Genomic DNA, 13,718 nt, shown 5'->3' with positions numbered 1-13,718 from the left:
AAGTTCGGGTGCCTGCGACCGTCCGCGGAAGCGTCCGGATCCTGCTCGGGGAGGAGGTGGCGGCGAAACCCTTCACCTACGGTGAAGCGGTGATCGAGATCCCCGCGATTCGTCGGCTCCGTCCCCTCATACGTCTCGCGCCCCTGCTGCTCGTGCCGTTGCTGCTGCTGGCGAGCACGTTCCCCGGCGAGTACCGCGTACCCCCGAGTTACTGGCTGCTCGCGATGACGGCCGCCGTCGTGTTCGCCGCCGGGGGGCGGTGGCCGCTGCCGGTCTCGATCGTCATGTCCGTGCTCGCGGTTCCGATGTTCGCGGCGCACGCCTGGGGGCTCTCCGAACTGGTTCCCTACCTCGGCGCCGTCGCATTGGTCGACGTCGCGATGCGCGCCCGGCGAACGCCGGCGATCCTCGCCGCCACGCTGTGCTGGACGGCGGCGGTGGTGGCGGGTCTCTGGGCGGACTCCTACCGCACGTTCTGGCAGGTGGCCAGCGTCGTGTCCCTCGTGGCGTACGTCGGACTGCCGTTGCTGCTCGGTCTCTATCTGCGCGCGCAGCGCGATCTCGCCGCGACGTACCGCCTGCGCGCCGCCGAAGCCGAATCACGCCGGCTGGAGGACCGGTCCCGCGCCGTGGTCGCCGAGCGCAATGCCCTGGCACGGGAACTGCACGATCTCGTTGCACACCACATGGCGTCGATCGTGCTCCGAATCGGGGTGGCGCAGCACGTGCTGACGGACGTGGACGGCCGCACGAGTTCGGTGCTCGAGGACGTGCACCGCACCGCATCCGATGCCCTCGCCGACATCCGGCGGCTGCTCGTCGCTTTGCGCGATCCCGCGATGGGCGACGTGGCGCTCGTGGAACCCGAAGCGTTGTCGATCGAGATCGCCGCTGCGGTCGACCGCACGAGGGCTGCGGGCTTCCCGGTGTCGGCGCGGATCGACCCGGGCATAGCCCGGCTCGACGCGATCGGCCGGCTGACTCTCCTGCGGGTGGTGCAGGAATCGCTGACGAATGCGATGAGGCACTCCGCTCCCGGTGGCGCCGTGTCCGTGACACTCGAACCGAACGCCGGCGGAACTGCCCTGCGGGTGACCAGCACCGGGCACCGCACCACCCCCGCGGATCGCTCGGAGGGTCACGGCATCATCGGTATGGGTGAACGGGTGGAACTCGCGGGCGGCACCCTCGGAGTGACGGATACCGTGAACGGGTGGGTGGTCGACGCCTGGCTACCCGGTCGTGTCGGCGACGACACCGGCACGAATGAGGTTGTGGGCCAGTGATACGGGTACTGATAGTCGACGACCAGCGGCTCGTCCGCGCGGGACTGCGGATGTTGTGTGACGCGACGGACGACATCGACGTGGTCGGTGAGGCGTCGAACGGGCTGGAGGCGGTGCGACTCGTGGCGGAGCGCTCACCCGATGTGATCCTGATGGACCTGCGCATGCCGGGACTCGACGGGATCGCGGCGACCCGGCAGATCGCGAGCTCACATCCCGCAGTGAAGGTTCTGGTCCTCACCACGTTCGACGACGACGACCACTTCTATCCGGCACTGGCCGCGGGGGCAGCCGGATTCCTCGTCAAGGACACCGATCCCGGCGAACTCCTGAACGCGATTCGCCGGACGGCAGCGGGCGACACGATCTTCACACCCGCGCTGCTCCGCCGCCTCGTCGACCGGGCGCTGGACATCGCACCTCCGGACGGGCAGTCCTCGACGTCGATCGCACTGACCGGGCGGGAACGGGAAGTGCTGACCCTGGTCGGAGAAGGGCTGGGCAATCAGGAGATCGCGGCCCGCCTCTACATCGGTGTCACGACGGTGAAGACGCACGTGGCGAACCTGATGGAGAAGACGGGCTGCGACAACCGGGTTCGGCTGGCCGTGTTCGCCCACACCCGGTACTAGCCACCGTGGTGGTCGTTCGACGGCATCGCCATCGTCATCGGATCCGGCCGCTGACCGGGCTCCAGGACGAGGAACTGTCCCATCATTCCGCGGTCCTCGTGGAGCAGAAGGTGACAGTGGAACATGTACGGATACGTCGCGTCGGTGTAGTCGATGAAACGCATCGCCAGCCGGATCTCGGTTCCGGGAGGCGTGTAGACGGTGTCCTTCCAGCCGGCCAGCGCCGGTGGTGGCGGGGAGCCGTCGATGTCGACGATCTGGAATTGCACGTCGTGAACATGGAAGTTGTGTGGCCAGTTGTCGACGTTGCGCACCGTCCACACCTCCGTGGTGCCGACGGCGGGGGAGAAGTCGATGCGGTTCATGTCCATTCGTGCTCCGTTGATCATGAACCACCGCAGTTCGAAACTCCGTTCCGCGGCAGCGGTGGCCGGGTCGAGTCGCGGGACGGCCACCAGCCTGGGCGGAATCGGCCGGGAGGGGAGCGGGCGGCGGTCCGGCCGCAGTTCGAGGATGTCGAACGTGTCCTCGAGGCCGTACCCGGCGGCGTCGCCGCGGTCGACGCCGCCCCGGCCGTCTATCGGATGCGAACGCAGCATCACGGTGCGCCCGTCACCCGCTGCGACGACGAGTTCGATCCGTTCGCCCGGACTGACCTGGATCCGGCGAAGGGGCACCGGTTCGCCGAGGAGACCCCCGTCCGTCGCGACCAGGCGGAACTCGCGGTCGTCGGAGAAGCCGAGGTTGTAGAGGCGGCCCGACGAGCCGTTGAGGACACGCAATCGAATCAGCCCGGTAGCGACGGGAAGGTGCGCACCGGCGATTCCGTTGGTGACGATCGTGTCGCCGAGCAGGCCGACGTCCGTCGGGTCCGATTCGTCCAGCGCACCGTCCGCGGTGAACCGCCTGTCCTGAATGATCAGCGGAATATCGTCCAGACCATACGTTTTCGGTAGATCGAGGGCGTCGGTCGCGTCGTCGTCGATGAGGAAGAGTCCGGCGAGGCCGCGGTAGACGTGCTTCTCGGTGGAGCCGTGCGGGTGGGGGTGGTACCAGAGAGTGGCGGCCGGCTGGTTCACCGTCCACGACGGCTCCCACCGTGCGCCGGGTTCGATCGACTGGTGCGGTCCGCCGTCACACCTGGCCGGGACGTGCATGCCGTGCCAGTGCACCGACGTCGACTCGGGTAGTTCGTTGTCGATCGCGAAGGCGACCGCTTCACCCCGTCGGGCGCGGAGGGTCGGGCCGAGCATCGATTCGCCGTAACCCCAGGTGGGGGTCCCGCGACCGGGCAGGATCTCGGACGTGCCCGCTCGTGCGGTGAGCGTGAAGTGCCGGACGCCCGCATCGTCCACCGTGGACGCGGCCAACGGCGGAATCGGGAGTCGCCGGGCGAATCTCCCGTCGACGGGGGCAGCGGAGTCCGATCCTCCGGAGGCGCAGGCAGCAGACAGGACGAACGGCGCGTACGCCAGTCCCATCAGAAAGGTACGTCGGGCGAGGGCAGTCACGATTCTCCTGGGTCCTGTCGCCGCAAGGATCGCGGCGGGAATTTGGCTCAGGAGAAATTCTTCGTGACGGACACCGGCGCGCCGTCCTCCTCGGGGCCGAGGATGGCGGAGCCGGACTCCTCCGTCGGAGTCTTGTCAGGAACTGCTTGCTGTGCTATCGCCGGCGTCAGTTCGAGCGCAGGCGGGACAGCGCCTCGTCGTGGAGCAGCGTGTTGGTGGCCAGTGCGCTGCCTCCGTGCGGGCCGTCGGCGCCGGCCAGGTTGGTGAAGCGGCCGCCGGCCTCGCGCACCAGAACGTCGAGGGGTGCGAGGTCCCACAGCGACACCTCGGGTTCCGCGGCAATGTCGACGGCGCCCTCGGCGAGCAGGCAGTAGGAGAAGAAGTCACCGAACCCGCGGACCCGCCACACGTCGTCGGTGAGGGAGAGGAACTGTTCGCGGATACCCAGTTCCTTCCATCCCGACAGGCTCGAGAACGTCAGGCTGGCCGATCCCAGTCGGTCGACGGCGGAGACGGCGAGACGGGCGGGCTCGGACCCGTCGAACGTCGACCAGGCGCCCGCGCCCGACGCGGCCCACCACCGGCGCGCGAGTGCCGGGGCGCTGACCACGCCGACGGTGGGAACGCCGTCCTCGAGCAACGCGATCAGCGTGGCCCAGATCGGGACGCCGCGGACGAAGTTCTTGGTCCCGTCGATCGGGTCGACCACCCACTGGCGTCCCGCGAACTGCGCGTCGCCGCCGAACTCCTCACCCAGCACCGCATCGGCGGGTCGCTCGGCGTCCAGCGTCGCGCGCACTGCCCGTTCCACGGCCAGGTCGGCGTCGGTGACCGGCGTGAGGTCGGGTTTGTCGTCGACCGACAGGTCGAGCGCCCCGAATCGGGCCCTGGTGATCGCGTCCGCCTCGTCGGCGATTCGGAGGGCGAGTTGCAGGTCGGCGTGGAGGTCGGTCACGGTCGCCCAGATTACTCGTACCGCTTACTCGTACCGCGCCCGCGCGAACTCAGTCGATCTTCACTTCCGCGAGCTTTCCGGTGGCGACGTCGAAGACGAACCCGCGGAGGGACGTGGTCGCCGTGATGAACGGGCTGGACTGGATGCGGCGCAGCGACTGCCGGACGTCCTCGTCGAGGTCGGAGAACGCCTCGGCCGACCAGGCCGGCTTGATACCGACCTCGTCCTGGATGGACTTCTTGAAGTCGTCGTCCGTGAACGTGAGCATCCCGCAGTCCGTGTGGTGGATGAGGATGATCTCGGTGGTGCCGAGCAGTCGCTGGCTGATCGCGAGCGACCGGATCTCGTCGTCCGTCACCACACCGCCGGCATTGCGGATGACGTGCGATTCCCCCTCCTGGATGCCGAGGATCCGGTAGACGTCCAGACGTGCGTCCATGCAGGCGAGGACCGCAACGTGCTTGCTCGGGGGGAGGGGGAGTGGCCCGGTGAATCCGGCGGCGTACTCCTCGTTGTTCTTCAGGTACTGGTCGGTCACGGTCATTTCGACTCCGTCCGGAATGGCGGCAAGAAGATATGCCTACCCGTGCATGCAACAAGGAGCATCCGGGGTGCGCAAGGGTTCGATTCGACGTGATCCGAAGGGGTGACTTCGGCTGGGAAGCAGGGGTGAGAGGGCCCGGGCGCGCACCCGGTAACCTTGGGAACCGTGCATCCCGACGTATCCGCAGACCTCAGCGAGCTCGACACCACCCTCCGTACCGTCGAATCGGTGCTGGACGTGGAGGAGTTGCGCCGCCGCATCGACGAGCTCGAACACCAGGCCGCCGATCCGGAGCTGTGGAACGACCAGGAGCACGCCCAGCAGGTCACCAGCCAGCTCTCGCATTCCCAGGCCGAACTGCGCCGCGTCGAGGAACTGCGGACGCGGCTCGACGACATGCCGGTGCTCTACGAACTCGCCGAGGACGAGGGCGCCGAGGCCATCGCGGACGCGGACGCCGAGCGGCACAGCCTGCGCGAGGACATCGCCGCGATGGAAGTCAAGACGATGCTCTCCGGCGAATACGACGAGCGTGACGCGCTGGTCAACATCCGCTCCGGCGCCGGTGGCGTCGACGCCGCCGACTGGGCCGAGATGTTGATGCGCATGTACGTCCGCTGGGCGGAGAAGCACGGTTACGGGGTCGAGGTCTACGACACGTCCTACGCCGAAGAAGCCGGAATCAAGAGCGCGACGTTCGCGGTCAAGGCGCCCTACAGCTACGGAACGCTGTCCGTCGAGATGGGCACGCACCGGCTGGTCCGGATCAGCCCGTTCGACAACCAGGGTCGCCGGCAGACGTCGTTCGCCGAGGTCGAGGTTCTGCCCGTGGTCGAGACCACCGACCACATCGACGTCAACGAGAACGACGTCCGCGTCGACGTGTACCGCTCCTCGGGTCCCGGTGGGCAGTCCGTCAACACCACCGACTCCGCGGTCCGGTTGACACACATCCCGACCGGCATCGTCGTGACCTGTCAGAACGAGAAGTCGCAGCTGCAGAACAAGGTGTCGGCGATGCGCGTCCTGCAGGCGAAGCTGCTCGAGGTCAAGCGCAAGGAGGAGCGCGCCGAGATGGACGCGCTCAAGGGCGACGGCGGCAGTTCCTGGGGCAATCAGATGCGGTCCTACGTGCTGCACCCGTACCAGATGGTCAAGGATCTGCGCACCGAGTACGAAGTCAACAACCCGTCGGCGGTGCTCGACGGTGACATCGACGGTTTCCTCGAATCCGGCATCCGGTGGCGGATGCGCGAGAATCAGGCGTCCTAATACCTATGGAAGCGACGGCGGCGATGTTCGCTCCCACCCAGAACCTGCTCGACTGGCTCTCGTCGACGGGGCTTGCTGTGTCGCTCACCGTCCTCGGAGCGATCCTGATGGCGCGATTCGTCAATTGGGGTGGCAGCAAGGTCACCGACCGGATCGACAGCAACTACATGCAGGGCGACGCCCTCGTCCGGTCCGAGGCGACCAAACACCGGCACTCGGTGGCGCAGGTGATCACCTGGGTGATCATCACCATCATCTACGTCATCGCGACGATGAAGGTGCTGGATCAGTTGAGCCTGCCGATCGGCAGCCTGGTGGCCCCGGCCACCGTGCTCGGTGCGGCACTCGGTTTCGGCGCGCAGCGCGTGGTGCAGGACATCCTCGCCGGCTTCTTCATCATCACCGAACGCCAGTACGGCTTCGGTGACACGGTGCAACTCGCGGTGACGGGGTCGTCGGAAGACGCCGAGGGCGTGATCGAGGACGTCACGCTCCGGGTCACCCGGATGCGGAACTCGGACGGTGAGGTCATCACCGTTCCCAACGGCCAGATCGTCAAGGCGATCAACCTGTCCAAGGACTGGGCGCGCGCCGTGATCGACGTGCCGGTCCCGGCCACGTCGGACATCAACCGGGTCAACGAGGTGCTGCACCAGGTCGGTGTCGAGGCCTTCGCGGATCGCGGACTGAAGAAACTATTGCTCGACGAACCGACGGTGATGGGAGTGGAGAGTCTGACGGTCGACGAGGTCAGCGTTCGCGTCGTGGCGCGAACCCTGCCGGGTAAGCAGTTCCAGGTGGGTCGCGCGCTGCGCGTGCGCATCGCCACCGCGATGAGACGGCAGGGGATCACCGTCGAACCGGACCTCCAGACGGTCCGGGCAGCGGAGGGCGAGGGATGACCGACGAACCCCGGCGCGGACTGGACCGGATTCTGCACTCGTCGTTCCTTCCCGCCAAGATCTTCGGCGGACGGGTACGGACGTCGACGCTGGTGCTGTGCATCCTCTGGGTCGTGCTGTACACGCTGTACACGTATCTGAACCCGGCCGAAGAGGTGGTCCAGGGCCCCGTCGCGCCGGCTGTCGTGCCCACCCGGCAGGCGCCCCTCCAGGAGACCACGCTGCCGACGTCCGAGATCGAGACGACGACCGAGTCGACGTCGGAGACGGTCACGACCACCGAGACGACACCCGAGGCGACCCCGCAGGAGACGGCGCCCACCGGGACCAGCCAGGTGACGTCCACCCCGACGTTGCCGTTCGGGATTCCCAACCCGTTCCCGCCTCCGCCGACGGGCACACCGCCGACCACGTCGTCCGTCCCGACGACGTCTGCGACGCCGCAGAGCGGACGATGACGTCCGCGCGTCGCTTCATTTGGTCACTGTTCGATAACGTCTAGACTGGCTCCTCGTGATCAGCGTCGAGAATGTGTCGAAGTCGTACAAGACCTCCACGAGGCCCGCCCTGGACAAGGTGAGCGTCGAGGTGGACAAGGGCGAGTTCGTCTTCCTCATCGGCCCGTCGGGCTCGGGAAAGTCGACTTTCATGCGCCTGCTCCTCAAGGAGGAGTCGCCGACGTCGGGTGACATTCACATCGCGGACTTCCACGTCAACAAGCTTTCCGCCCGGCGCGTGCCGAAGCTGCGGCAGAGCATGGGCGTCGTCTTCCAGGACTTCCGGCTCCTGCAGAAGAAGACCGTGTCCGAGAACGTCGCGTTTGCGCTCGAGGTGATCGGGAAGCCGCGCGCAATGATCTCCCGGACCGTCCCCGAGGTGCTCGAGATGGTCGGGCTGTCCGGGAAGGCGGACCGTCTCCCCACCGAACTGTCGGGCGGTGAGCAGCAGCGCGTCGCGATCGCGCGGGCGTTCGTGAACCGGCCGCTGGTGCTGCTGTGCGACGAGCCCACCGGAAACCTCGACCCGGAGACGAGCCAGGACATCATGCTGCTGCTCGAACGGATCAACCGCACCGGAACGACGGTGGTGATGGCCACCCACGACCACCACATCGTCGACTCGATGCGCCGTCGGGTGGTGGAGCTGGACCTCGGCAGAGTGGTGCGCGACGAGGCTCGGGGTGTGTACGGCGTGGGGCGTTAGCCGCCCTCCCTGCACTCCAGCCTCAGTACTGTCCCCAAGCCTCCTACGAAGGACTCTGATTCCCCGATGCGTGCCAGTTTCATTTTCAGTGAGGTCCTGACCGGACTCCGTCGCAACGTCACCATGACCATCGCGATGATCCTCACCACCGCGATCTCGCTCGGCCTGTTCGGCAGCGGGTTGCTCGTGGTGCAGATGGCCGGCAAGACTCAGCAGATCTTCCTGGACCGCGTCGAGGTGCAGATCTTCCTCACCGACGACATCTCCACGTCGGACCCGGGCTGCGAGGGGGAGATCTGCAAGACGCTGCGCACGGAACTGGACGAGACCCCGTCAGTGGTGTCGGTGGAGTACCTCAACCGGGACGACGCCGTGAAGGACGCGACGGAGCGGGTGTTCAAGGATCAGCCCGAGCTCGCCGCACTCGTCAGCCCCGACAGCTTCCCGGCCTCGTTCAAGGTCAAGCTCAGCGACCCCGAGCGGTTCGGCGTGATCAACGAGAAGTTCGGCACCCGCCCGGGAGTCGAGAGCGTCCTCAACCAGCGCGAGCTGGTGGAGCGGCTCTTCAGCGTCCTCAACGGTGTCCGCAACGCCGCGTTCGCGATCGCGATCGTGCAGGCCGTCGCGGCAATCCTGCTGATCGCGAACATGGTTCAGATCGCCGCGTTCACCCGGCGCACCGAGGTCGGCATCATGAGGCTGGTCGGTGCCACCCGCTGGTACACGCAGTTGCCGTTCCTGCTCGAGGCGGTGGTCGCCGCGCTGGTGGGTGCCGTCCTCGCCATCGTCGGCCTGTTCACCGCGAAGAACATGTTCATCGACGACGTGCTCGCCGACGTGTACGAGGCCAACATCGTGGCCAGGATCTCCAACAGCGACGTGCTGTTCGTCTCACCGGTGCTGGTGCTCGTGGGCGTCGGAATGGCGGCGGTCACCGCGTACGTGACCCTGCGCTTGTACGTCCGCGAATAATTCGGTTTGCCTCTTCTCCTATGCTGGAGGGTACGAACTGTTCACCTCGGACATCGCGGACTGAAAGGCCCGGAACGTGAAGGAAAAGGGCCGCAAGGTCATTGCGACCAATCGCAAGGCGCGTCACAACTACACCATCCTCGACGTCTACGAGGCCGGGATCGCCCTCGTCGGTACCGAGGTGAAGAGTCTGCGCGAGGGCAAGGCGTCCCTGGTCGACGCGTTCGCCACCGTCGACGACGGCGAGGTCTGGCTGCGCTCCCTGCACATTCCCGAATACACGCAGGGCACGTGGACCAACCACGCGCCGCGCCGTACCCGGAAGTTGCTGCTGCACAAGCGGGAGATCGAGCATCTCGTCGGCAAGACGCGGGAGGGAAATCAGACCCTGGTTCCCCTGTCGATGTACTTCTCCGACGGCAAGGTCAAGGTGGAGCTCGCGCTCGCGAAGGGTAAGCAGGACTACGACAAGCGCCAGGATCTGGCCAGGCGGACCGCCGAGCGTGAGGTGACCCGCGAACTCGGCCGCCGAGTCAAGGGCATGCGCTGACATCGATCCTGCTCGCGCTCGTGGCCGCGATCGGTTACGGCGTGAGCGATTTCATCGGGGGAGTGGCGTCCCGCCGGGTGGCGGCGCTTCGCGTCGTCATCGTGTCGTACCCGCTGTCGTTGCTGATCGTGCTCGTGATCGCCCCGTTCGCCGGGGGCACCCTCACCTCCGCCTCCCTCGTCTGGGGAGCCCTGGCGGGAGTGGCCGGTGGCGTGGCGGTCTGGTGGTTCTACCTCGCGCTGGCGTCGGGACCGATGTCGGTGGTGTCGCCGCTGACGGCCGTGCTGGTCGCGGGGATTCCGGTGCTGATCGGGCTCGCGTTCGGTGAGCGGCCCGGGCCCGTCGCGTACGTCGGGATCGCCGTGGCCCTCGTCGCCGTGGTCCTCGTCAGCCGGGAATCTCCCGACGAGACCGCGGGGGAGGTGGCCGGGGGCAGGGTGCTGCGATTCACCCGGACCGTCGCGCTGCTGACTGTCGGATCCGGCATCGCGTTCGCGCTCTCCTTCGTCTCGTTGCACCAGATCGGTGACGACGGCGGAATGTGGGCACTCGCCGTGTCCCGTGCCGCGGCGACCGCGGTGGTGTGGCTCGTCGCGTTGTCGGCCGGCCACTTCGTGCTGCCGCACGGCGAACCCCTCAAGCTCGCCGTGTACGTGAGTTTCCTCGACGTCCTGGCCAACGCGGCCATGATGTACGCGTTCCAGGGTGGGCTGCTGTCGCTGGTCAGCGTGATCGGGTCGCTGTACCCCGCCGCCACCGTGCTGCTGGCGATGGTGATGCTCGGTGAGCGGGTGAGCAGAATGCAGCAGGCGGGCATGCTCCTCGCCCTCGCGGCCGTCGGAATGATCGCCGTGGCCAGCTGAAATACGGCCACCGACACGCGGGACGAAAACCGGGATGAAACCGGACCGGGTTCGCGTTACACTAGGTGGCCCCGCGAGACTCGTGGGGCACGTACGGGGCTGAACGGTTTCGACTGCGTACGTTGAGGTAGGGGAAGCGTGTCGGTGCAGGCAAGAGACCACCGTAAGCGTCGCTGCAAACATATAAGCGCCGATTCCAATCAGCGCGACTACGCACTCGCTGCCTAAGTAGCGACTGCGTGTCTGTCAGTCCGGGTTCGCCCTCGGTCCGGGTACTGGCATCAGCTAGAGGGCTTTACCGTTCGACTCGGTCGCGGAGTCGAATGGGACAACCAACAGCGACTGGGATCGTCATCCTGGCTTGTTTGCGAGACTGGGAGATCCAAGTAGAGACATAGCAAACTGCACACGGAGAAGCCCTAGCTTTGCTGCGGAGGACCCGGGTTCAATTCCCGGCAGCTCCACCAGATCCGGGCCGGACACCACCAGGTGTCCGGCCCGGATTTTTTGTGCCCGGCGGAGTTCGAACGCCCCCACCCGCCGCCGTGACACGATGTGTGCCGTGTCCCTGACGAAACCGGTGGCCGTGGTCGCTCTGGGCGGTGCGCTCGGTGCGTCCGCGAGATTCCTGTTGGCCGAGCTGTGGCCGGGCATCTGGACCGTCCTGCTGATCAACGTGGTCGGGTCACTGCTGCTCGGCTACCTCGCCGAGACGGTCGGACCGGACCGGTTGTGGCGACTGTTCCTGGGCGTCGGCGTCCTCGGCGGTTTCACCACGTTTTCGACGTTCGCCGTCGACGCGGTGCGGGAGGACGCCGTCACCGCGACGCTCTACGTGGTGGCCACCCTGATACCGGCCCTGCTCGCGGCGCGGCTGGGGATGCTCGCCGGTCACCGGCATCGGCTGGCACGGAAGGCGGCGGCATGACCGTCCTCCTCGTGGCCCTCGGCGGCGCGCTCGGTGCGGCGACGCGGTACCTCACCGGCCGGTACGTCGACTCGTACCGCAGCTTTCCGGTGGCCACCTTCCTGGTGAACGTCGCCGGGTGCCTGATCCTCGGACTGCTGTCGGGGGCATCGATGTCCGAGCAGACGTTCGCCCTGCTGGGCACGGGCTTCTGCGGCGGACTGACCACGTACTCGACGTTCGCGGTGGAATCGGTGGGGCTGCTGCGGATCCGGCGGGCGCTCCCGTCCGTCGTCTACGTGGTCGCGAGTGTGGCAGCCGGGCTGGCCGCCGCCTGGCTGGGATTCCGATTGACGTCTTGAGGGCAGACTCCGGTGCGAGGGTGCAGGATGGATGGGTAGTCGAGTTCGATCCCGATGAATTTCCAGGAGGTCTCGTGGCGCACGACAGAGCGGGTCAGGTGGCACTGCCGGAGGATCTCGTAGACATCGCGCACCTGGTGACCGCGTACTACAGCGGCGTGCCCGACCCCGAGAATCCCTTGCAGCAGGTGGTGTTCGGGACATCGGGCCACCGGGGGTCGAGCCTCGACAATGCCTTCAACGAGGCACACATCCTGGCCACCACCCAGGCCATCGTCGAGTACCGGGCGTCCCAGGGCATCGACGGTCCTCTGTTCGTCGGGCGCGACACCCACGCCCTGTCGGAGCCGGCGTGGACGTCGGCTCTCGAGGTGCTGGCCGCGAACGACGTGACGGTGCTGATCGATTCGCGGAACCGGTACACCCCGACCCCCGCGGTCAGTCACGCGATTCTCCGCTACAACCGCAGCGGCCCGGAGTCGCAGGCCGACGGCATCGTCGTGACGCCGTCGCACAACCCGCCGCGCGACGGCGGCTTCAAGTACAACCCTCCGCACGGTGGTCCCGCCGGCTCGGAGGCGACGACGATCATCGCCGACCGTGCCAACGAGTTACTCCGCCGGGACCTCTCGGGTGTGCGGAGAGTGTCCGCGGACCGGGCGATCCAGCGGGCCGAGCGGTACGACTTCCTCCGCTTCTACATCGACGACCTGCCGAGCGTCCTCGATCTCGACGCCATCCGGAGCACCGGAGTGCGGATCGGCGCCGACCCGCTGGGCGGAGCGAGCGTCGACTACTGGGGTGCGATCGCCGACACCCATCGGCTCGATCTCGAGGTCGTCAATCCGCTCGTCGACGCCACGTGGCGGTTCATGACCCTCGACACCGACGGCAAGATCCGCATGGACTGCTCGTCGCCCGACGCCATGGCCTCGCTGATCGGAGCCAAGGACCGGTTCGACATCTCCACCGGAAACGACGCCGACGCGGACCGGCACGGGATCGTCACTCCCGATGGGGGACTGATGAATCCCAACCATTACCTCGCGGTGGCCATCGACTACCTGTTCTCGCACCGCACGGGGTGGGGTTCGACGGTGAAGGTGGGCAAGACGCTCGTCAGTTCGTCGATGATCGACCGGGTGGTCGGAAGCCTCGGCCGCGAACTGCTGGAAGTGCCGGTGGGATTCAAGTGGTTCGTCCCCGGTCTTCTCGAGGGCTCGCTCGGCTTCGGTGGCGAGGAGAGTGCGGGAGCGTCGTTCCTGCGTCACGACGGCGGGGTGTGGACCACCGACAAGGACGGGATCATCCTGGCCCTGCTCGCCTCGGAGATGACGGCGGTGACCGGCAAGACACCGTCGGTGCGGTACCGGGAACTCGCAGAGCAGTTCGGCAGCCCCGCCTACGCGCGCATCGATGCCCCCGCCACCCGGGAGCAGAAGGCGGTGCTGGCGAAACTGTCGCCCGAACAGGTGTCGGCCACCGAACTGGCCGGGGAGCCGATCACCGCGACGCTGACGAGTGCCCCGGGTAACGGGGCGGCCCTCGGTGGGCTGAAGGTCACCACCGAGTCGGCGTGGTTCGCGGCGCGGCCGTCGGGCACCGAGGACGTCTACAAGATCTACGCCGAATCGTTCAAAGGCCCGGACCATCTCGCGCAGGTGCAGGCGGCGGCCAAGGAACTGGTGGCCGACGTCCTGAAGTAGAAGTTCAGCCGGGGTAGGTGCTGCCGCCGAAGCGGGGGCACCTACGATCGGAT

Annotated in this window: 15 protein-coding genes and 1 other RNA gene; 13 read left to right on the top strand and 3 right to left on the bottom strand. The window is 67.2% G+C overall.

Annotated features, from left to right (window positions below):
• The first annotated feature begins 56 nt into the window (after nt 1-56).
• Both QM693_RS34305 and QM693_RS34300 read left to right on the top strand, forming a co-directional pair.
• Entirely contained in the window at nt 57-1,286 is a 1,230-nt protein-coding gene (locus QM693_RS34305; protein WP_280781774.1) for a sensor histidine kinase, read from the top strand.
• Nucleotides 1,283-1,918, top strand: coding sequence for a response regulator transcription factor (locus QM693_RS34300; RefSeq protein WP_283335243.1), 636 nt, complete (start codon nt 1,283-1,285; stop codon nt 1,916-1,918). Before QM693_RS34305 ends, QM693_RS34300 begins: the two co-directional genes overlap by 4 nt.
• Here QM693_RS34300 and QM693_RS34295 read toward each other — a convergent pair.
• From QM693_RS34295 to QM693_RS34285, 3 genes are all read right to left on the bottom strand, one after another.
• Nucleotides 1,915-3,429 carry a multicopper oxidase family protein gene (locus tag QM693_RS34295; protein WP_283354541.1) on the bottom strand — a complete coding sequence of 505 codons (1,515 nt, stop codon included), beginning with the start codon at nt 3,427-3,429 and terminating at the stop codon, nt 1,915-1,917. The genes QM693_RS34300 and QM693_RS34295 overlap by 4 nt on opposite strands.
• A gap of 166 nt (nt 3,430-3,595) precedes the next feature.
• A complete protein-coding gene (hisN, locus tag QM693_RS34290; protein WP_283335245.1) occupies nt 3,596-4,384 on the bottom strand; it encodes a histidinol-phosphatase in 789 nt (262 codons plus the stop codon).
• 49 nt (nt 4,385-4,433) lie between these two features.
• Nucleotides 4,434-4,928, bottom strand: a complete 495-nt coding sequence (locus QM693_RS34285) for a beta-class carbonic anhydrase (protein ID WP_037245277.1) — start codon at nt 4,926-4,928, stop codon at nt 4,434-4,436.
• Between the two features lie 165 nt (nt 4,929-5,093).
• Between QM693_RS34285 and prfB the strand changes: the two genes are divergently transcribed.
• From prfB to pgm, 11 genes are all read left to right on the top strand, one after another.
• On the top strand, nt 5,094-6,200 hold the full coding sequence (gene prfB, locus QM693_RS34280; RefSeq protein WP_280781675.1) for a peptide chain release factor 2: 1,107 nt from the start codon (nt 5,094-5,096) through the stop codon (nt 6,198-6,200).
• 5 nt (nt 6,201-6,205) lie between these two features.
• Nucleotides 6,206-7,102, top strand: a complete 897-nt coding sequence (locus tag QM693_RS34275; protein WP_005240218.1) for a mechanosensitive ion channel family protein — start codon at nt 6,206-6,208, stop codon at nt 7,100-7,102.
• The gene (locus tag QM693_RS34270) at nt 7,099-7,560 is read left to right on the top strand and encodes an Rv3103c transmembrane domain-containing protein (RefSeq protein ID WP_105413116.1); all 462 of its coding nucleotides are present in this window, start codon (nt 7,099-7,101) and stop codon (nt 7,558-7,560) included. Before QM693_RS34275 ends, QM693_RS34270 begins: the two co-directional genes overlap by 4 nt.
• 55 nt (nt 7,561-7,615) lie before the next feature.
• Complete coding sequence (gene ftsE / locus QM693_RS34265; protein WP_005240222.1) at nt 7,616-8,305, top strand: cell division ATP-binding protein FtsE; 690 nt, start codon at nt 7,616-7,618, stop codon at nt 8,303-8,305.
• A gap of 66 nt (nt 8,306-8,371) precedes the next feature.
• A complete protein-coding gene (gene ftsX, locus QM693_RS34260) occupies nt 8,372-9,277 on the top strand; it encodes a permease-like cell division protein FtsX (protein WP_009479608.1) in 906 nt (301 codons plus the stop codon).
• 76 nt (nt 9,278-9,353) lie between these two features.
• Nucleotides 9,354-9,827, top strand: coding sequence for an SsrA-binding protein SmpB (gene smpB, locus QM693_RS34255; protein ID WP_005240226.1), 474 nt, complete (start codon nt 9,354-9,356; stop codon nt 9,825-9,827).
• A complete protein-coding gene (locus QM693_RS34250; protein WP_489686853.1) occupies nt 9,824-10,690 on the top strand; it encodes an EamA family transporter in 867 nt (288 codons plus the stop codon). The genes smpB and QM693_RS34250 overlap by 4 nt, the downstream gene beginning before the upstream one ends.
• A gap of 95 nt (nt 10,691-10,785) precedes the next feature.
• Nucleotides 10,786-11,157: a transfer-messenger RNA gene (gene ssrA, locus QM693_RS34245) on the top strand.
• Between the two features lie 86 nt (nt 11,158-11,243).
• The gene (locus QM693_RS34240) at nt 11,244-11,618 is read left to right on the top strand and encodes a fluoride efflux transporter FluC (RefSeq protein ID WP_037245290.1); all 375 of its coding nucleotides are present in this window, start codon (nt 11,244-11,246) and stop codon (nt 11,616-11,618) included.
• Entirely contained in the window at nt 11,615-11,959 is a 345-nt protein-coding gene (gene crcB / locus QM693_RS34235) for a fluoride efflux transporter CrcB (RefSeq protein ID WP_283354540.1), read from the top strand. The genes QM693_RS34240 and crcB overlap by 4 nt, the downstream gene beginning before the upstream one ends.
• 74 nt (nt 11,960-12,033) lie before the next feature.
• Nucleotides 12,034-13,665, top strand: coding sequence for a phosphoglucomutase (alpha-D-glucose-1,6-bisphosphate-dependent) (pgm, locus tag QM693_RS34230; protein ID WP_283335246.1), 1,632 nt, complete (start codon nt 12,034-12,036; stop codon nt 13,663-13,665).
• Nucleotides 13,666-13,718: the final 53 nt, after the last annotated feature.

Source organism: Rhodococcus sp. IEGM 1305 (assembly GCF_030058635.1).
GTDB classification, from domain to species: domain Bacteria; phylum Actinomycetota; class Actinomycetes; order Mycobacteriales; family Mycobacteriaceae; genus Rhodococcus_F; species Rhodococcus_F opacus_D.
Note: the sequence above shows the minus strand (reverse complement) of the source record. Positions and strands in the feature narration are given on the sequence as shown.

What these genes read in the sequence shown, in the direction of transcription:
- QM693_RS34285 (WP_037245277.1), bottom strand. Translation starts at nt 4,928, where the DNA reads ATGACCGTGACCGACCAGTACCTGAAGAACAACGAGGAGTACGCCGCC.
- QM693_RS34275 (WP_005240218.1), top strand. Translation starts at nt 6,206, where the DNA reads ATGGAAGCGACGGCGGCGATGTTCGCTCCCACCCAGAACCTGCTCGAC.
- QM693_RS34270 (WP_105413116.1), top strand. Translation starts at nt 7,099, where the DNA reads ATGACCGACGAACCCCGGCGCGGACTGGACCGGATTCTGCACTCGTCG.
- ftsX (WP_009479608.1), top strand. Translation starts at nt 8,372, where the DNA reads ATGCGTGCCAGTTTCATTTTCAGTGAGGTCCTGACCGGACTCCGTCGC.
- QM693_RS34240 (WP_037245290.1), top strand. Translation starts at nt 11,244, where the DNA reads ATGTGTGCCGTGTCCCTGACGAAACCGGTGGCCGTGGTCGCTCTGGGC.
- crcB (WP_283354540.1), top strand. Translation starts at nt 11,615, where the DNA reads ATGACCGTCCTCCTCGTGGCCCTCGGCGGCGCGCTCGGTGCGGCGACG.